Here is a 19,210-nt window from a genome sequence, read left to right as displayed (position 1 = left end):
AGATTTTAATAAAATTAATTAGCAGCATCCTGATCCCGGAGTGCAGGCTGATGCTGGTTTTACAGATAATTCAGAAAGATTTTTCTTTTGTTTTTCGGAAGGAATTCCACAGGCTTCCTGGGCAAGACAGGCCGTTGTCTTATTTTTCAGGACGAAATTTCTACCGTTAAATTCAAGATCATATTTACCGATGGTCTCTCCCTGATATTCTACTTCAATTTCTGAATCTTCTATTCCAAGTTTCTCTTCAGAAAGTTGAATAATGTGAAGCAGTTTCCCCGGTTTCAGGCGGTGTTCATAATCATCAGCATTCCATAGCTGGAAGTTCACTGCTTTCTCATGTCGGATTACGCCACCGCAATCAATGAATTTTTTTACAATTTGTCCCACTTCTGTTACATGGAAATGTTCAGGAACAAAAGTGCCGTTTTCCAATTGAAATTCTACATTTTCTAGTGTCGGAAGAATTTCTTTGATTTCTGTTAGTTTCATTAGACTAAATTTATTTAATGTTATATTGCAATATTACGATGTTTGTTTTCAAAAAAAATGCCTTAACAGCATTGTTTTATTGTGACATCCTGATTAAAAAACAGGTTAAACTCGTTTTGAAATTGTTTCCAGGTGCTTTCATTAATACAGTAGCATACAGATTTTCCTTCAATTGAACCTTTGATGATTCCAATATTCTTAAGTTCTTTTAAATGCTGCGAAATGGTAGCCTGAGCCAATCCCAGTTCTTCAACAAGATCATTGCAGATGCATGCTTTTTGATTGATGATATACTGTAAAATGGCTATTCTTGCCGGATGTCCCAAAACTTTAAGAAGAGAAGCCAGTTTATTTTGTTCTTCAGTATAGATTTCGGTTTTAGTAACTCCCATTGTTTTATTTTTATATCGCAATATTACGATGTTAAACTGATATAAACATAAAAAATTTAATTAATTTCAATGATTTTATTTTAAATAATTGATTTTTAGATATTTAAATTTATTTAATGATTGGTAATGTCGAAAATAAAAAAGATGAAGCAGAAATACGCTTCATCTTTTGATTTATTTTTATGGTAAACTGATCTTTTTACCTTGTTCCGGGAAAATATAATTTACTTTCAGAGGATTGTCTTTCAACAGCTCTTTTTTAATCAATTCGGGATTATCACCTGTAGGTTTTCTATGAGTAACTACAATGTTAAGTCCCTCAAGGCTGCTTTGTCCGGTCTTTTCTTTCAGCTTGCTTAGCTCTTCAATCAGAAGATTAGGAGTAAGGTGTCCGAACAGCAGATGTTCAGGCTGGCTGTTTGGAAAAGAAACCTCAATTAATATAGTGTTTAACTGCCTTTTTTTAACAAGTGGAGTTATAGTGTTCCAAAGGTTATCAAGACGGTCAGATTTTTCTATACGGTCAGCACCTGTATCACCCAGATAAAGCAGATAGTGACTATCTCTTCTTACCAATGCGGCGCTGCTTTTATATGGATTTACATGGCTCAGTTCATATCCGGTTATGAAAAATGGTGTTTTGGGTGCCGGGGTTTCAGTTCCTTCCTGAAGTTCGTTATAATGGTATTTTCCAAGGATTGGTTTTTGGCCCTGATCGGCAAAATTAATCCAGGTATCCGTGATAAAATAATGATTTTGCAAAATCTGAATTACCGGAGCAATAGCAAAAATATCCTTTTTGGAATCTGCCGGAGAGTTGATGATCAACCCTGATAAATGATCCAAATGCCCATGAGATACAAAATATCCTTTTATCTGATCTTTCAGAACCGTTTCTGCGGATCCGTCAAGGCTTTTCAGTTGAATGGCTTTTCGTATTCCTGCATTTACAGTACCTGCATCAAGGCAAAGAAATGCATTGTCTTTCGGAGCACCTACCAGATAGGCAGATAAATTGTCTTCCTGCTCTCCACCATAGATCCCTAAGGGAATAACATCAAAATTCTGTGCGTGGCAAACAATATTCAGAAGAAGTGCCAATAAAGAAACTGCGGTTTTTTTCATAATATTTAAACTGGAAATCATCCTTTACAAGATGGACAGGGCAAATTTACGCTATTTTTTTTCGACAGCCTTTCAAGAACAGTAACAAATAGGATTGAATCAGATTAAGTATTTAAAAATCTGACTAAACAATACTTTGTATTTTAAATGCATAAAGCCCACAGAAATAATCGGCAGACTTTATGTGTTGGGAATATCGTTTTACTGTGGCTGCTGCTGCGTTACACAGTGTACCATTCCGCCATTGGCAAATAAGTTACGGCAGTCTATTCCAACAACCTGCTTACCGGGATAAAGCTGTTGGATAATATTATTGGCAACGGCATCATTCGGATCATTATAATTAGGTACCAATACACGGTTGTTAGCAATATAATAATTGATGTAAGAAGCACGTCCTACATTTTTTCCGTAGGTGGTTATTACGTCATTTCTGGTTAATGGAACTTTTACGAATTGGTAAGGAGATCCATTTTTTGTAGTAGCATCATATAATTTATCAATGTCACCGTCTGGAACCTGCCAGTAGTAAAGATCATCAGGATTCATGGTGATAATAGTAGAAGAATTTGCGAATCGGGCAAAACCGTCAATGTGCATATCGGTGATATCAAGGCCTGCTTTTCCATTCAGCCAGATAAATTTTGTTACTCCTAAATTTTTGGTAAATATAGCTTCTGCCTGCTGCTGTGTCATCCCCGGATTTCTGTTGTTATTAAGGATGGAACTTTTACAAGCCATCAATACTCCGTTTCCGTCAATTTCCACACTTCCACCTTCATTGACCATCACTGAATTGAGGTTGATCTTAGGTATATTGGTGTCTGCAGCTATTTTAGAAGGAATTGCATTACATCTGCTGTAATCGGCTTTGTTACCCCAGCCGTTAAATCCCCAGTCCTGAATGAATAACTGGCCATTCTGATCCTTTACATAAATAGGGCCGTTATCTCTAACCCAGAAATCATCTGTCTGATAAAGTTTGAAATTGATGTTGGTAAGGGGAACTCCGGCACTGTTTAATAACCCTGTAATACGAGCTTTTTCTATACCGTCATAAGCAATGATATGAACTTTTTCGCTCTGTACCAGTTCTCTGGTCATGGCTACCCAGGTTGCATCCAATCGGTTGCGGTAAGTTGTTCCATACTGATACTGATGGGGCCATTGAAGCCAGGTTCCTTCGTGTGGTGCCGATTCTTCCGGCATTTTGTAAACTACAGTTCCGGTATTTGCTGCATCCGGAGTTTCTACCGGATCTGACTGAGAACAGGACAGTAAAAGAGCGGGTAATAACAGGAACATGATTTTCTTTTTTTGCATAATTGATCTATTTTTAACAGGGCAAAATTAGATCGATAAAAATGTGAAAACTTGTCCCAAATTGACAATTTATTTTAAAGGCAATAAAATATAGGTCAGCTGTTCTTCCTGATTATCTTCCTGTTCAATATGTCTTTCGTATTTTTCTATGATAGGAAAGTGTGAAAATTCAAGACCAGAATTAAAGATCCAGCGGGAGTAGATTTTGGTGTAGGTTTCATCTATCGTTTCATAGCTGCCTGTATGGGTAAAGCGGGCATATTTACCACCGAATATTGATTTTGAAGGCAATTTTTTGTTGATGGACTGTGTAGAAGAACATGCATCATACCGGCAATTGATTTCTGTTTTAATCAATGGTTCGTCTGCTATAACTCCAAAATATTCTGTTCCGGAATCAGGAAAACCGTTTTGCATGAAGTTTTCCCACAATACTTCAATTTCTTCATTGTTATAATAGGTTTTAATGCTTTGATAATATACCTGCATTGGTTTAAGAAAGACAATTTCTGGTTCCAGTAATACATCAGATGTTACCGGAATAATCTCATCTTCACAAAGAAGCTGTTCCTTACCTAATCTTGCCGCTTTTGGAGAAATTCCGAAATGCTGTTTAAAAGCCTTGGAAAAAGAAGCAATATTGGCAAATCCAACTTCAATAGCAATTGTGGTGAGATTTTCCTGGGTATAAAGAATTCTCTTATAAGCATTTTCTACCTTCAGTCTTTGCTGGAAAGCGCCTATGGTTTCTCCGCAGCTGTACTTAAAAATACGCTGGATATTCCGGTAAGAATAGTTGGAGATTTCTTCCAGTTCCTTTACAGAGACGGGCTGATCATAATTTTTTTCCATGAAATTGATGACTCTGTAAATACAATTCAGGTTGTCTTCCATAAGCTTTATTTTTTTAGAAATATACAGTCTGAAATACATTACAAATAAAAGAAATAAAAAAATATCTCAGCAAAATTGTATTTTAGCTTTCGGTAAAAATAAATTAGAAACCCAAATTTTTACCTCTTTAAAAACAAAAAGCAACCCAAAAACTTGAAATAAACCATGGAAAAAGAATTATCACAATTAACCGACCATGAATTATTAGAAAAGAAAAAAGAAATCAAATCCAATAACATTCTCAATGCTGTACTTCTGGGAGTAATGGTAGGTATTTCGATTTATAGCACCATAACTGGCGGTTTCGGATTTCTGACCGTTTTGCCATTATTTTTTGCTGGTTTTATTGCCAGCCGCTGGAATAAAAATAAGAAACAGTTAGAAGAAGAATTGAACTCCAGAAATCTGAAATAAAATGGAGGACTTTAACAGACAAACGGAAGTAGGAGCAGTAGCCTATTTCCGTCACTGTATAAAAAACGGAGATGCTGCAGGAGCATTAAGCTGTTTTCATCCTGAAGCAGTTTACATTGACAGAGATGGGAGAGAGTTGAGAGGACTTGAACAAATAAACCTGGCAATGAATGAGATCTGCAGATTAAAGCTGGATATTCAAGGAGAAGTTCCCCATGTGACCGTTGTGAATGATCTTGCGATGTGGCTTGATCAGTGGGAAATGACGGGAATTGCTCCGGATGGACATGCTATACATATGACTGGTCATACTTCGTGCATTATGAAAAGGAATGAAAATGGGGAATGGCTGTGGCTGGTTGATAATCCTTTTGGCGCTGCTATACTTAAAAATGACAATATGGTATAAAATTTACAATAATCTTATTGAGAATCAAATTTATGAGACTTTTTGATTCCTGACCCTTGTCAAGGTTTTAAACCTTGACAAGGGTCAACAAAGTTTATCAGAAACAAAATAAAAAACCTTCAGATCAGTTCTGAAGGTTTTTATATTTAATCTGTCGGATATTGATTTTAATTACGCAGAAACTGCCCAATTCCAGGTGAATCAAAAGTAAAGACATTTTGATTTTCAGACTTATCAATTTTATTACTGATAGTCAGTGCCCATAATACTAATTCTTTACAGAAATTCTGATCTTCCGGACACAGTTCAGACGTATTTTCTTCCACTACAGCAGCGAGAGGAGCTATCCCATCGAGTTTAGCATAAAATTCTTCATCTGTATCATTATAATTAAGTTCCAGATGATTTTTATTGAACCATCTGATCAGGTCGGTATAAGGAGTTTTGATGCCTTCTTTTTCAAGTTTTGAGATGCGTGGAAACAGGCTTTCAAATTGAGTCATAACCGCTTTGTCAATCAGTATTTTGGCAACATAATCAGCGCCTTCCTGTTCTCCTTCATATACCAGTTCAATTTTTCCTGTGATGGAAGGAATAATGGACATGAAATCAAGTAAGCGGACAGTAGTTCGTTCAGTTCCGGATTCAATCAAGCGTAATTTGGCTGCTGCAATTAAATTCTCCATGGCACTGATGGTCAAACGGGCACTGACACCGCTTTTTGCATCTACATATTCACTGATACGTGCTGCAAAAGCTACTTCCTCCAAAAGATCTTTCGCCAGGTCAGGAATCTGTATCTGTGCTTTATCTTCAGCAGAAATTAATGCTTCCTGTTCTGTGATCTGTCTGGCAAGAGCAATTGTTTTGGGATAATGGGTGAAAATCTGGGACCCGATTCTGTCTTTCAGTGGAGTTACAATACTACCTCTGTTGGTATAATCTTCCGGATTGGCCGTGAAAACAAACTGAATATCAAGTGGCATTCTCAGCTGGAAACCACGGATCTGAATGTCTCCTTCCTGCAAAATATTAAACAGGGAAACCTGGATGCGGGCCTGTAAATCAGGTAATTCATTTAAAACAAAAATAGAACGGTTAGCGCGCGGAATCATTCCGTAATGCAAAACACGTTCATCAGAATAAGGAAGTTTTAAAGTAGCTGCTTTGATGGGGTCTATATCACCGATTAAATCCGCAACATTTACGTCCGGAGTAGCCAGTTTTTCATAGAAACGGTGAGAACGGTGTACCCATGAAATTGGAGTTTCGTCACCCAATTCTTCAATCAGATCTTTGGCATATTTTGAAATTGGCTGGAATGGACTGTCATTGATTTCTGATCCTTTTACGATGGGCATATACTCATCAAGCAGGTTGACCATACTTCTTGCAATTCTTGTTTTTGCTTGACCACGTAAACCCAGTAAATTGATGTGGTGACCGGCAAGAATAGCTTTTTTCAATTGGGGAACCACGGTGTCTTCATAGCCCCAAAGTCCTTCAAATACAGGTTCTTTAGCTTTAATCCTGGCAATTAAATTCGCCTGAATTTCTTCATTAATCGTTTTATGGGTAAAACCGGAGTCTTTTAATTCTTTGAATGTAATATCGTTTTTCATTGTCTTGTAATACTATTTATCTGATCAGATTCTCATCATAAATGATTTAAAATCTGATATTTATATTCTTCTTATTCTGTTTTTTTCGTAATCCTCGAAGATCATTTGCCCTAAACCTGAAAGTCCTGTCAGAAACGCTTTTCCTTTGTTCTGAGCTGTAAATTCTTCTACGAACTGACGCAGGTAAGGATCTTGGGCAATCATAAAAGTGGTGATAGGAATTTTCAGCTTTCTCGCTTGTGCTGCCCTGTTGAGACATTGGTTCACAATCTTTTCATCCAGACCAAAGCTGTTCATATAAAATTCACCGCTAGGCAGCTGAATACAGCTTGGTTTTCCATCGGTGATCATGAAAATCTGCTTGTTGGTATTTCTTTTTCTGCGAAGAATGTCCATGGCCAGCTCCAGGCCGGCTACAGTATTGGTATGATAAGGCCCTACTTTTAAATAGGGAAGGTCTTTGATTTTGATGGGCCACGCTTCATTTCCAAAAACAATAATATCAATGGAATCTTTGGGGTATTTCCGTTTAATGAGCTCCACAAGTGCCATGGCAACCTTTTTCGCCGGAGTAATACGGTCTTCACCGTATAAGATCATGGAGTGGCTGATGTCGATCATAAGGACGGTACTCATCTGTGCTTTATGCTTGGTTTCTTCTACGATAAGGTCGTCTTCCGTAAGGCGTAAGTCTGAGATTCCGTTGTTGATTTGTGCATTTTTTAAACTTTCAGTCATGTTTACGGCCGCTAAGTCGTCTCCATATTGAAATGAACGGTTTTCGCCATCGCGTTCGTCTCCAATTCCAGTTTTGCTGGTGCGGTGATTTCCCGCTCCGTTTTTCTTCAGTTTTCCGAATATCTGATCTAGAGCATACTCGCGAAGGGCTGCTTCCAGTTTTGGGGTTAATATATTTTTGCCTTTTCCACTTCCGGTATTACCTTCTTCAGGGTCTTCTTCTTTGATATAACCTCTTTTTTTCAAGTCTTCTTCAAAATCCTGAAGAGTATATTCATCATCGAAAATGTCATATTCCTTATCAAGCATATCAAGCCATTCAAAGGCTTCTTCAAGGTCTCCGGAAGTATGGGTGAGCAAATCTTTGAAAACATCAAAGACCCGGTCAAAATGTGATAATTCCTCCGGTACATGCTTACTGAATACAAAGCCTTTATGAGGATTAAAATTTTTATCTGTCATAAGATGATAAATCTGTTTTGCTGTTATTGTCTTTTGAATATTTCAGAGAATATAATGAATTATCTGAAGCATTCTTTAATTCGTTTCAAACTGAAAAGTTAGGAAAATATCATCTCAAGATCCCCTTAGAAAAATAGAAAATACTAATGATTGTGATATGGAATTAGAATATAAGACCTTATGTTTTGCAGGTATTGAATAGTATATGATATAAAAAATGCACAATATAAGGGTTGTGCATTTTTAGTATTATAAGAAATTGGCTTTTATTCATGATATTTTAACCCGTCTAAAGCTTTGTCAACCTTTTTATTTTCGCCATATACAATCATACCGATCAGATCCAGATTATCTGCAGTATGTTTTGCTATTTCAAGAACATTTTCTTCACCTGATCTGGTATCAAAGAGTTGTTGGGTATAGATTCCTATTGCCAGTTCACGGTCTTTTGCCCGGCGGAATGCTCTCTGAAGCTTTTCTGCATTATCTGCTTTATAGATAAGGGTAGGGTGTTTGATAAAAGCTAAATATTCCTCGTGATCTGCAGTGATGAACTTCTCACCATGAGTTTCGGGAAATTCAATTGCGATACTTCCTGCCAAAAAAGAAACAACATTAAGTTTTTGCCATGGCAAAAGGTCGCCTTTGATAACGATAGCTACTTTTTTATCGTACATATTTTAATTTTTTAGATCTAATTCCATCTGAATATTACAACGCTGATAAGGGGTTGAACGTCCGGATACTTTCTGGAAGCCCAGTTTGTAATACAGATTAATGGCGGGCTTCAGGGTGGTATTGCTTTCAAGATATATTTTTGATGCTCCGGATTCTTTTGCTTTGCTGATGATAGCCTGGCCCAGCAGCCAGCCTATATTCTTTCCCTGTGCTTTGGGAGATACAGCCATTTTTGCAAGTTCAAAATCATAATCAGGGTCATCCATTTTGATAAGGGCGCAGACCCCGAGCGGTTCTTCATTGTATAAAGCAACAAGAATCTTTCCTCCTTTATTTAAAATATATTCTTCAGGGTTATCCAATGCTTTATAGTCTGCATCTTCCATTTTAAAATAGGCAGAGATCCATTCTTCATTAAGTGCTTTGAATGCTGATTGGTATTTCGGATCATAATCAACGATCTTTACATTTTTACTTTCGCGGGCCTTTTTCTGTTCTTTTACTCTTGAAAGCAAAGATTTCTGTTCAAAAAGGTGCTCCCATTCTGCAAGTGCTTCCCAGAGATTATGAGTTGCTTCGTCAATCATTTCATCTATGGCATGATCAATATCTATGCACTGGATTTTTATATTTTCAGAAAGTTCTTTTCCTTTTTCTGTAAGTCCGGCAATATTTCTCCTCTTATCATTTGACTGCTGATTGTCCTTAACCAATCCTGCGGTGGTCATTTCTTTAATGATTTTGGTTACTGATGGTTGAGAATGTCCTATTTCTTCAGCGATTTCGGTAATGGTTTTTGAGCCACCTTCGGAGAGAACAAAGAATACCGGAAACCATTTTGGTGAAAAGTCAGCACCATAAAGTTCATAAATCTTTGCTGCTTCTTCTGTAATATTTGAAGCCATAAATCGCAACCTGCTCCCCAATGCAATTTTTCCTGTTTTCTCAAATAAATCCATAAATATAATTAATTATATAACTAGTTATGCAAATGTAATAAATTAATGAATACTGCAATAAATATTTTGATTGAAAAATTAAAAATTGAATTTAATGACTTTAAAATTAGTTTATTATGTGTTTTAAAGTCGTGAATGTGGGTGATAAAAGCAATAAAGCTCCGAAATAATCCGGAGCTTTATTTATACACATCATCTTACTATTATGTATTTAAGATTACCATCCCAAATAATATTCACGATCCAGCCAGTACGGCCAGTCTAATTTAAAATGAGTCTGAAGCATTTTTTCAGCTTCACAGAAGGCTCCTTCCACCCAACCTTGCTGATCAGAGTAGGCTTCCCCGATGATATGAATATGTTCATCTGGTAAAGGTTTTCTCATATAAGGCATGACATCTTTCACTGAGAAACCTGCCTTCCATGCATGATATCCTGCACCGTAAGGATCATCTGTCCAGTCTCTGAAATAAGTTATATAGGGCTGTGGAATATCTATGCCGTGTAATTCTTTCAGCTGGTTCATCAATTCATTCACCATGAATTCTGTAGCCTGAACATCATCAAACTTATGCAATTCTTCCAGTGATGCAGATCTGGCAGCTCTTACTTTAAACAAAACTTTGTCATCAGAAAGTGCTTTCCAGAATGTTTCCGTTTCCATATCTCCGTAGCTTCCCAGCAGCATAGAATTTTTAGTTTCTTCATCAGTACCAAAATAATAACATTGTCTCATAGGCAAGTCTGTAATGGAGTGTCCGGAATAAATATCAAGATCTCTCCACCACGGACCTTCAAATCCCATTAGGATTTTAAATGCAGGCTCCATAATGATAGAGCGGATATTTTTATTCAGTTCCTGATGCCTGTTCGCGTCAAAAAAGAAGTTATTCTGATCCAGAAGTTCTAGAGATTTTCTCGGCATACCCAACACTATAGAATTGGCATATACTTTCCATGTCGTGTTACTCTGTATATTCAGGAAAGTAAGTTCGTATTTATGAGTTGCAATTAAATGATGATCTTTGGTAAAGGTAATCAGTTTATTTTCAGACCAGATGCGTGCACCTTCATATTCCATGTAAGTGTTGGCTATTGCATAAGCAATGCTGTCATAACCTTCTTCAATGGTTTTATAGGTTGTATTGGCAGAAAAATCTCCTACCATATACGGAAATGCCTCAGCAGAATTCCAGTTGATGGTATTGGAATAATATCCTCCGGCGTTGGCCAGAAACTCATAGCCTTCCTGAGAAACCTGGTCTTTGATTAAATTCCAGAAACCGATATCATTTACCAGACGTTTGTCGTAAGGAGAACCGGGGAAATTGTACATCAGTCTTGGTTTTATAACATCCCAGTCCCGGCTGGTCAGTTTGAATGTATAATCATAGCCGTTAGGATCTGCAATGATCAGTTCTTTATAATTTTCAGCTACCCATGCATCTGCCATTAAAACATTGTAAATGATTTTATTGAATAACTGATCAGAACTGAAACCTTCATCTCCTTCATTCAGATAATAACGGGTAATCAGTTTGTTATCATGTTTCTGTTCTTCTGTCCAGGCATTCTGTTTGAAACGTTCTTTTCTGATGTACATCAGAAGTTTTTCAGGTTCTCCCATATGGAATGGGATAGGAGTCATCTTATCTTTCAGAACAGGAGTTCTTTTGCTTAGGTCTTGCTCTTTCAATGGATAACCTTCAATTAAAGTAGTTACAATTTCCTGAGAAGTCAGATAACGCATTCCTCCAAGCTCTCCCCAGAAATTCATTCCGGGCATGACTACGGATTCCAGTCTTCCGCCCAAGTTGTCACTCATATCGAAGACCTGTACTTCATGAGCCTTGTACTTATTATCGGTCACCAAACGGAAAGCAGTGTATAATCCGGAAGTTCCGGCACCAATAATGGCTACTTCTACTTTCAGATCGGTCTGCATTCCCGGATACAGCGGTGTTTCTTTATTTACGTTTTTTTGATTCATGGTTTTATAATTTTTTAAAGTGCTAAGAAATATTTATATCCTAATCGGAATGGAGTAATGTCAAAATCAGTATGTCCGTCTAAGGCAAGATCAGACATGATTTTACCTAAGAAAGGGGTGAATTTTGCGGCCCATCCTGTAGCATAGACCACAATATTTTTATGGTTGGGTACATAAGGAGGAGCAAAATCAATCAGTAATTCTTTATTGGGAATTGTGCTCAAAGCAATAAGACAAGTTGAGGTATATTCCGGAACTATGCTGAGACCAGTCATATGATTGTCTATCCACTGAGACGTATAGGCCAGTTCCTGCGGGTTTGGAATCAATGTTCTGTCACTTGGCTCTTCCAAAGGATTGATGACAAAATCCGGTGCCACACGGATGTATTCCGGATGATCCCATTCAACCGAAGGGAAGCCGTAAAACTGATTGCCATTATCTCCCGTTGCATTCTGGAACACAAACCAGGTCGGATACTGTATCGAAGGATTGGTCTTTTTGAAATAAGCAGAAGACATATTCCAGTAAGTGGCTTCTATTTTAAAATCAAGCAGGTTGATAACACTGTTGATGTAAGGGCCCGGGATAATGGCCAGTTTTTTGGCAATATAAATTCCATTGGGAGTAGTAAGCTCAAAAAGTTCACCGTTTTGTTTGATTTCAAGTACAGGAGAATCTTCTCTAAGTTCTACGGTTTCTTCTTTCTGGCAAAGGCTTAGAAGCGTTTCAATAGTTCCTTTAAAATTAATGCTGGCTCCATCAGGCTGAAACAGTCCTACGTAATTGTCAGGCAGGTTTTTGAAATGATACTGCTCTTCAATTTCCTTTGAAGTTAAGTTCGTATAGGGAACACCTAGGGCTTCCAGAGCTTTCTCTGCTTCAGCAATATTTCCTTCAGTAGAGTGTACTTCAGGATCTCCAAACCAGAGTGTACCTACTTTATCAAGCAATTGGGTATCTGTCTTTTTTTGAAGTTCATCCCAATAAGGTTGGGAATCCAAAGCCATTTGTACCATATATTCATCCGGATAAGGGATCCGGAACTGGCGGGATACTCCTGCTGAACTGCCAAGCTGATTCACAAAGGTATATTGTTCCAATACCAAAGTCTTAGCCTGGCGCTGACCAAGATGGTAGGCCGTTGCCAGGCCTATTGCTCCTCCGCCGATGACAATTACGTCGTAGTTTTCTGTAATCATAGGTTATTTTGTTTTATTTTTTATAATCGTATTGAAGGATATAGAAAAGTAAAGACGGCAATCAGTAGAAATGCACACCATTGCTGGTCTTCAATAATCTCCGAATCTCATTCATACGATGGATGATGTGTAGAGACGAATCTGCCGGTACATGTGAATATTATGGTTTCCCAAGGAATATTGCCACTATTAATAAGCATTTCAAAGTAACAAAGAAGAGGATATATGTTCTTAGAGTGTAAATTACCAATTGTGGTATTGAGTAGAAATACTTAATGGCCAGAAAGTTTGTTGGGCAGGGGAATAATGATTCTTTAAAATGACTAAATACAGGAGTGTAAGGCTGATTTTTTCATGCTTTGATGATCAAATATTATTCGGTAGATATAATAAAATAAGCAGATGCAGAATATTTTACAGAGCATCAACTTTTGCAATTGATCTAAAAAAATAGATTTACGTAAATAAAACTAAATGTTTACAAAGCATTTTAATAGTAAAAAAAAATAAATTCTGTGAGTTTAATCAAATATTCATTATTATAAGAAGACAAAAATTACTTTAACTTTGCGAATAAGATGATATACTGCTATTATGAAATTGTTGAAAATAATAGTATATTGTTGAAGGCTAATATCTAATGGACTTATGTGGTCAGGAAATTAATTTAACTGATAAACAAATATGAAATATAAATTCTTAAATTTTAAATTGAGAAAACTTGTTCATTACTCATTGATCCTTTGTATTTTACTGATACAGGTCATTATCGCCATATTTTTTTATAACGAATTTGTCAACGGGAAGAAGCTGAAATTTATTAAAGACCAGCTGGAGGAAAGCCGTGCATTGGGAGGATTGACAGATAATTCCAGAAAAGATTTTCTGGATGCTCAGGAACATCTTCAGAAATATATGGCTACTCAGGATAATAAAGAGCTGCAGCTATATTTTCAGTCGTTGAGAAAACTTAAAATCAATTTTGATAAGATTGGTGAATATGAAAATACAAGCCCAAGGCTGAAAAAGAACCTGGCTGCTCACCGTCAGGATACCCTGAAGACGGCAAAACTGAAAACATTGATTGATTCAGTATATCAGACATCTCTGAATCCGCCAGCAAACATAGAAGAGAAGCAATATGAACCGACAAAGTATAAAAATGACTTTGAAGACCTGAAAATTCAGACCCGTACATATGCCGATACTGTTAAAAAGAAAGGCTTTTTCGGTCGTATAAAAGATGCTGTAACAGGGAAAGTGGATGTTCAGAAGGAAAGTACGGTAATTACGATGACCAACAATAAAACCATAGATCTTTCTCAGGTAAAATCCAAGATGGATAACACGATAAAGTCTATGGATAAGCATTATGCCGCTGAAGTAAAAAAGGTACAGATGCTTGCTGCCCAAAGTCAGAAAAATAACCTGCAATTTTACAGTAACTTTAGTAAATTGCTTGTTTACAGCAACGGATTGATTGAAGTCTATGAAAATGCCATCAAAGATTTTAAAACAGAACTGGAAAAAGAATATAATGAGCAGAGCTCTAATAATAACAGGATTAGGACGTATCTGGTATTGGGATTGATGATTCTTATGTTTATTGTATCTATTCTGATTATGTATTTTACAAGACTGGCGTTTATTTATGAACAAAAACTGGATGCTGCCAATAAAGAGATTAAAAAGAACCTTAATTTTAAAAACAGAATTCTGGGAATGCTGAGCCACGATCTGAGATCTCCGTTAAAAATTATCAATATTTTTATAGATAAGATCCACAGAACTACAGAGGACGAAACGATAAAAGATTATCTTAAATCCATCAAGTTTACCAACAGTACTCTGCTTCTGCAATCTAACCAGATTCTGGAATACACTAAAAATGAGAATGCTGAAAAAGAACTTATAAAATCGGTTTTCAATCTTAAAGATGAGATCAGTTCTATTGTGAAGGTCATTACCCCTTATCTGGAAACCAGAAACAACAGATTTGTGGTAACAGACAGAATTCCTGAAGAGGTAGAGGTTTATTCGGATAATATAAGAATCAACCAGATTTTTATGAATATTCTTGGGAATGCCAATAAGTTTACAGAAAACGGGCAGATTGATCTCGTTATGGCTATAGAACCTATAGGAGAAAACAAAATTTCACTGATTACAACGGTAGGAGATACCGGAGTCGGGATATCAGAATCTGATCTTGGTAAAATTTTTGATCCATACTATCAGGGAATGGTTTCTGATGAGGTAGATAACCTGGGGGCTGGGCTTGGTCTTAACCTGGTAAAAGAAATTGTAGAGCTTTTCGACGGTGATATATCGGTGGAAAGTAAATTACACAAAGGAACAAAAGTGACATTCAGGATCAATTTAAATCGTAATAATAATGGAAACACCAATTCAAAATAAAGAGATTATTTTCCTGCTGGCAGACGATCACAGCATTGTACGTCAAGGGATGGAAATTGTGATCAGTGATATTGTTCCCAACGCTAAAGTCTATCAGACTTCATCCTTACACCAGGTATTGGAGCTGATAGAATCAAAAGGAGTTGAGATGGCTATCATTGATGCACATTTCCCGGACGGAAACAGTCTGCATATTCTGCCCCAGATGAAAAGTGTAAATCCTGATCTTAAAGTCTTGATTTTTACAGGGCTTGAAGAGGATCTGCATGGCCTTAAATTTATCAAAGCAGGGGCTAACGGCTACCTGAGCAAACTGAGTGAAGAGGAAGAGGTAAGAGAAGCAATCACCACTTTTATAGAGAAGGGAGAATATTTTTCTGATCTTTTGAGGAATTTATTGGTGCAGCTGGTCTACAATCCGGATCTTATAAGCCCCCTCAACAGTCTGACCAAACGGGAATTGCAGATTGCAGAACTCTATGCCGAAGGCTATGGAAACCTGGAAATTTCAAACAGCTTGAATATCAAACAGAATACAGTAAGCACAATCAAAAAAAATATTTTTGATAAACTAAAGATAGAGAACATGGTTGAACTGGTGGACCTCATTAAAACACACCATAAACTATAGCAGTCTGTAGGATATTTTTCACTTCTTTTTGTCAGATAATTCAATTTTATCGATAAATATCTATAAACGAATCGAGATGTATCGATGGGGTTTGTAGAGGATTTTATTTTGTAATGTTGTTCCTTTGTACTGTGAAATTTAAGTAATGAAAAAAGTAAATTAAAATACTTATTCAGGTTTTAAATTTCATACACAAAACAACAAATGATTATAACTATACAATTAATAAACAATAGTTATAGAAACACAAATGATGAAATTAATAACACACTGATGAAATTAAACGTGGTGATGAATAACCTTAAACGGGCTTCTTAAAAAGCCAGATGAAAAAAACACAAATATATATAGAGAGGTTCAGTTGACAGGTTACAATTACAAAACAAAAAAGGAGGCAGACAGCCTCCTTTTTGTTTTTTATCATTTGATAAACAGATGCTGTAATCTATATCTTAGTTTTGTACTCAAAAAGATGACAGGAGAAAAAGATTTGGCCGTTCTGCTTCAGAACATGGAACCGGTATTGAATGCCGGGGAATATGTATTTTGTACTGTTGAAAACCTCATTGAGATACCGGATATAGAAAAGGTTTTGTTTTTCTTTCGGGAAACTGAAGCGGTTACTATTGTTTTAAAAAAAGAGATGGCAGATGAATGGAGTATGACTTACAGTTATATTGCTTCATGGATTACTCTGAATATTCATTCTTCTCTGGAAGCTGTAGGGCTCACTGCAGCTTTTGCAAATGCCCTGAAACAGGAAAATATTAGCTGTAATGTAGTTGCCGCTTATTTTCACGATCATATTTTTATTGCAAAAGAAGATGCTGAAAAAGCCATGAAAACCCTCAACGCATTGAAAAAGGCTTAAGAAATTTCAAAAAATCATCTTCATATTTTCCACTTGTAATTTTCACCTTCAAAAATGTCTGATTAAATTCCCAAAATGTCCTGTTGATAAAGCTTTTGCGTGTTCTGCCTGTTTTTGTGTTTTATGTTTGCACCATAATCAAACAAAAATAAACTACAATGAAAACAATCAGAAAAATTTCAGCCGTTAGCCTTTTATGCTTAACTCTTTTTACCGTAGTGACAGTTTCCTGCACTGAAGAAAATGAACCTCCCACGGTACAGGAGGTACAAAACAGAAACCATCAAGCCGCCAAAACCCAATTCATAAACGTTAAAGGAAATACTATTGCATACCGCGTTTTAGGAAAAGAAGATGGGATCCCATTGGTGCTTCTGCCGGGATTAGGTGGGTCTATGGATGACTGGGATCCTGCAGTGACAGACGGACTGGCAAAAAAATACAAAGTAATTATCTTTGATAACAAAGGAGTAGGTTCATCAAAAGGAACAACTCCCAATACTGTTCAGGCGATGGCCGATGATGCTGTCGACTTTATCAATGCATTGAATTTGAACAAAGTGAATATCATGGGATTTTCCATGGGTGGGTTTATTGCTCAGAGAATTGTACTGACGCATCCTTCATTGATTAATAAAGTAATTTTAACCGGAACAGGGCCTCAGGGAGCAATCGGATTATCAAACTTACCTAATATTATTGCAGGAACAGCGGGATTAAGTCCTGAAGCCTCATTTTTGAAATTCGGATTTACAGAGTCGGCTCAGAGTACTATGGAAGGAAAAGCATCTTATGCAAGAATTCAGCTTCGTACAACAGACAGGGATCTTCCGTTAAATGACGCTGCTTCAAATTCTCAATTTACGGCTGTATTGACCTGGGCTCAACCTAATGCTGATGCTCTTACAGAAATAAAAAAGATCAAAAACCCGGTATTGATTGTTCATGGTGAAAATGATCTTCCTGTGTCTGTTCAGAATGCCAAAAATATGGCTCAGAATTTAGATCAGGCAGAATTGGTGATTTTTCCGGATTCAGGGCACGCCTCTTTTTATCAATACCATGATACCTTTGTAGCGAAAGCAATTGAGTTTCTTGGGAAATAGATTTTATTTTTAAAATTCATAAAAAAAACAACTCGCTGCACACACAGTGAGTTGTTTTTTTATTGATGAAAGACTTAGCTGAATTTTTTCACAGCTTCCACGCTCACCGGAGTAAAGAAATTAATCATGTTTCCATCCGGATCGCAGAACAGAAGTGATCTGTTTCCCCATGGCATTGTTGTAGGTTCCTGGATAATTTCGGACGCTATACTTTTTATTCTTTCATATTCATCATCTACATTTTTAACCATAAATTCAATAATGGTTGATTTTGTTCCTGCGAACTCTGTAAGACCTTCCGAAAACATCTGCATCGTCCGGGTACTTCCGATGGCAATGGTTATGGAACCTGCAGAGAGTTCTGCAAAATCTTCAGTGTACCATCCGGCAGTTGCTCCCATGATTTGTTCGTAAAATTCTACTGCGGCTTTGATGTCTTTGCTGATGAGCCTTAATGAGGTAAGTTTCATAAGATATTTTTTGTTTAAACTAATTTTAAACAAAGGTAACAGGTAGTTATGACAACAGTTTGTCAGTAGAAAATTGAAGCTTTTAGACTAAATTATTTTACTAATAAAAATTAGCAATATGAATTAACCGCTTAAAGTCGATGATCTGTATTTTCCGCCCTTCAGATTTTATGAGTTTTTCCTGTTTAAAATCATTGATGATGCGCGCTAATGTTTCTCTGGCTGTCCCTACCATATTTGCCAGATCTATACGGGAAAGGGAAATGAATACTTCCTCGTCAGGGTCATCATTTGATTTGTACTTGTCATGGAGAATAAGCAAACTCAAAGCAGCTCGTTCTCTGACTGTACGATGAGATAAAACAGCAATAAGATTGGCCATGACGCTGAATTCATGACTTAAAGATTTCAGCAGCAGCCCTGAAAGTACTGATGACTGGCTGAGGATATCCAGAAAACTGTCTTTTGAAATGAATGAGATGACAGAGTTTTCCAATGTTGAGGTAGTGTCTCCGTAGGATTCATTACTCAGAATGGCAGAATATCCGAAAAATTCACCTGAACTGTAAATGTAAATAATCTGTTCCCTTCCATCATTATCAACCTTGTATTTCTTTATTTTTCCTTCATTGAGATAGTAAACGCCATTAGGTTTTGTCCCGTCAGTAAATATAGGCTCATTTTTACGGTAGTTTCTGGTTTTCATTGCTCCTGTGAGAAGATTCTTATCATATTCAGGAAGCTCATCAAAAAGATACTGATTATTAAAAATAAATTTTGAGATCATAATTTTTCTATACAGGATATTGAATAAACGCTCGGTTTTTAACTTAAATCACATTTTAAACTGATGCAGATCACCAGGTTTTTTTCCTAAACGAATTACTTTTACAAAAGTAATAAAATTGATTTTGAATTAAGAAACAGAACATTTCAGAACACTGCAGAGAAGCTGTTTTTGTTTTCTGTACGGTCTGTAATTTATTACTGAGAATACACAAAAGGGATATGTAA

19 protein-coding genes are annotated in these 19,210 nt (G+C 36.6%); 6 read left to right on the top strand and 13 right to left on the bottom strand.

Translation table 11 applies throughout. The features are described 5' to 3' along the window. Window positions 1-18: 18 nt before the first annotated feature. The 5 genes from LC457_RS06450 to LC457_RS06430 all read right to left on the bottom strand — a co-directional run bounded on the left by LC457_RS06450 (window position 19) and on the right by LC457_RS06430 (window position 4,226). Complete coding sequence (locus LC457_RS06450) at window positions 19-492, bottom strand: DUF6428 family protein (protein WP_223599141.1); 474 nt, start codon at window positions 490-492, stop codon at window positions 19-21. 62 nt (window positions 493-554) lie between these two features. Further along, a complete protein-coding gene (locus LC457_RS06445; RefSeq protein ID WP_047375646.1) occupies window positions 555-884 on the bottom strand; it encodes a helix-turn-helix transcriptional regulator in 330 nt (109 codons plus the stop codon). Between the two features lie 180 nt (window positions 885-1,064). Continuing rightward, window positions 1,065-2,009: a 3',5'-cyclic-nucleotide phosphodiesterase gene (locus LC457_RS06440; RefSeq protein WP_223599140.1), complete on the bottom strand. Its 945-nt coding sequence runs from the start codon at window positions 2,007-2,009 to the stop codon at window positions 1,065-1,067. Between the two features lie 201 nt (window positions 2,010-2,210). Then, window positions 2,211-3,332: an agmatine/peptidylarginine deiminase gene (locus LC457_RS06435; RefSeq protein ID WP_223599139.1), complete on the bottom strand. Its 1,122-nt coding sequence runs from the start codon at window positions 3,330-3,332 to the stop codon at window positions 2,211-2,213. A 69-nt stretch (window positions 3,333-3,401) separates the two neighbouring features. Beyond that, complete coding sequence (locus tag LC457_RS06430) at window positions 3,402-4,226, bottom strand: GyrI-like domain-containing protein (RefSeq protein ID WP_223599138.1); 825 nt, start codon at window positions 4,224-4,226, stop codon at window positions 3,402-3,404. Window positions 4,227-4,391: 165 nt separating this feature from the next. Between LC457_RS06430 and LC457_RS06425 the strand changes: the two genes are divergently transcribed. Further along, window positions 4,392-4,640, top strand: coding sequence for an FUSC family protein (locus LC457_RS06425; RefSeq protein WP_223599137.1), 249 nt, complete (start codon window positions 4,392-4,394; stop codon window positions 4,638-4,640). Between the two features lies 1 nt (window position 4,641). Then, window positions 4,642-5,049 carry a nuclear transport factor 2 family protein gene (locus tag LC457_RS06420; protein ID WP_223599136.1) on the top strand — a complete coding sequence of 136 codons (408 nt, stop codon included), beginning with the start codon at window positions 4,642-4,644 and terminating at the stop codon, window positions 5,047-5,049. A 167-nt stretch (window positions 5,050-5,216) separates the two neighbouring features. Here the strand turns inward: LC457_RS06420 and LC457_RS06415 are convergent, their stop codons facing one another. The 6 genes from LC457_RS06415 to LC457_RS06390 all read right to left on the bottom strand — a co-directional run bounded on the left by LC457_RS06415 (window position 5,217) and on the right by LC457_RS06390 (window position 12,700). Further along, window positions 5,217-6,671, bottom strand: coding sequence for a sigma 54-interacting transcriptional regulator (locus LC457_RS06415; protein WP_223599135.1), 1,455 nt, complete (start codon window positions 6,669-6,671; stop codon window positions 5,217-5,219). A gap of 60 nt (window positions 6,672-6,731) precedes the next feature. After that, complete coding sequence (locus LC457_RS06410; protein WP_223599134.1) at window positions 6,732-7,871, bottom strand: VWA domain-containing protein; 1,140 nt, start codon at window positions 7,869-7,871, stop codon at window positions 6,732-6,734. Window positions 7,872-8,137: 266 nt separating this feature from the next. Continuing rightward, window positions 8,138-8,548, bottom strand: a complete 411-nt coding sequence (locus LC457_RS06405) for a DUF2000 domain-containing protein (protein ID WP_223599133.1) — start codon at window positions 8,546-8,548, stop codon at window positions 8,138-8,140. 3 nt (window positions 8,549-8,551) lie between these two features. Next, a complete protein-coding gene (locus tag LC457_RS06400; protein ID WP_223599132.1) occupies window positions 8,552-9,508 on the bottom strand; it encodes a helix-turn-helix domain-containing GNAT family N-acetyltransferase in 957 nt (318 codons plus the stop codon). A gap of 217 nt (window positions 9,509-9,725) precedes the next feature. After that, window positions 9,726-11,498: an FAD-dependent oxidoreductase gene (locus LC457_RS06395; RefSeq protein WP_223599131.1), complete on the bottom strand. Its 1,773-nt coding sequence runs from the start codon at window positions 11,496-11,498 to the stop codon at window positions 9,726-9,728. A gap of 14 nt (window positions 11,499-11,512) precedes the next feature. Beyond that, on the bottom strand, window positions 11,513-12,700 hold the full coding sequence (locus LC457_RS06390) for an FAD-dependent oxidoreductase (RefSeq protein ID WP_223599130.1): 1,188 nt from the start codon (window positions 12,698-12,700) through the stop codon (window positions 11,513-11,515). A gap of 711 nt (window positions 12,701-13,411) precedes the next feature. Here LC457_RS06390 and LC457_RS06385 point away from each other — a divergent pair. The 4 genes from LC457_RS06385 (at window position 13,412) to LC457_RS06370 (ending at window position 17,726) form a co-directional block, all read left to right on the top strand. Further along, on the top strand, window positions 13,412-15,118 hold the full coding sequence (locus LC457_RS06385; RefSeq protein WP_223599129.1) for a HAMP domain-containing sensor histidine kinase: 1,707 nt from the start codon (window positions 13,412-13,414) through the stop codon (window positions 15,116-15,118). Next, window positions 15,096-15,749 (top strand): response regulator transcription factor, encoded by a 654-nt coding sequence (locus tag LC457_RS06380; protein WP_223599128.1) that lies wholly within the window; start codon window positions 15,096-15,098, stop codon window positions 15,747-15,749. Before LC457_RS06385 ends, LC457_RS06380 begins: the two co-directional genes overlap by 23 nt. 472 nt (window positions 15,750-16,221) lie before the next feature. Further along, entirely contained in the window at window positions 16,222-16,620 is a 399-nt protein-coding gene (locus LC457_RS06375; protein WP_223599127.1) for an ACT domain-containing protein, read from the top strand. A gap of 158 nt (window positions 16,621-16,778) precedes the next feature. Beyond that, entirely contained in the window at window positions 16,779-17,726 is a 948-nt protein-coding gene (locus LC457_RS06370) for an alpha/beta fold hydrolase (RefSeq protein WP_223599126.1), read from the top strand. A 74-nt stretch (window positions 17,727-17,800) separates the two neighbouring features. On the opposite strand, the gene LC457_RS06365 is transcribed toward LC457_RS06370, so the two are convergent. Both LC457_RS06365 and LC457_RS06360 read right to left on the bottom strand, forming a co-directional pair. After that, on the bottom strand, window positions 17,801-18,196 hold the full coding sequence (locus LC457_RS06365; protein WP_223599125.1) for a VOC family protein: 396 nt from the start codon (window positions 18,194-18,196) through the stop codon (window positions 17,801-17,803). Window positions 18,197-18,296: 100 nt separating this feature from the next. Then, a complete protein-coding gene (locus tag LC457_RS06360) occupies window positions 18,297-18,983 on the bottom strand; it encodes a Crp/Fnr family transcriptional regulator (RefSeq protein ID WP_223599124.1) in 687 nt (228 codons plus the stop codon). Window positions 18,984-19,210: the final 227 nt, after the last annotated feature.

This window comes from Chryseobacterium sp. GVT01B, from assembly GCF_019970045.1.
Lineage (GTDB): Bacteria > Bacteroidota > Bacteroidia > Flavobacteriales > Weeksellaceae > Chryseobacterium.
The sequence above is the reverse complement of the archived record's forward strand: the minus strand, read 5'-3'. Positions and strand labels throughout refer to the sequence as shown.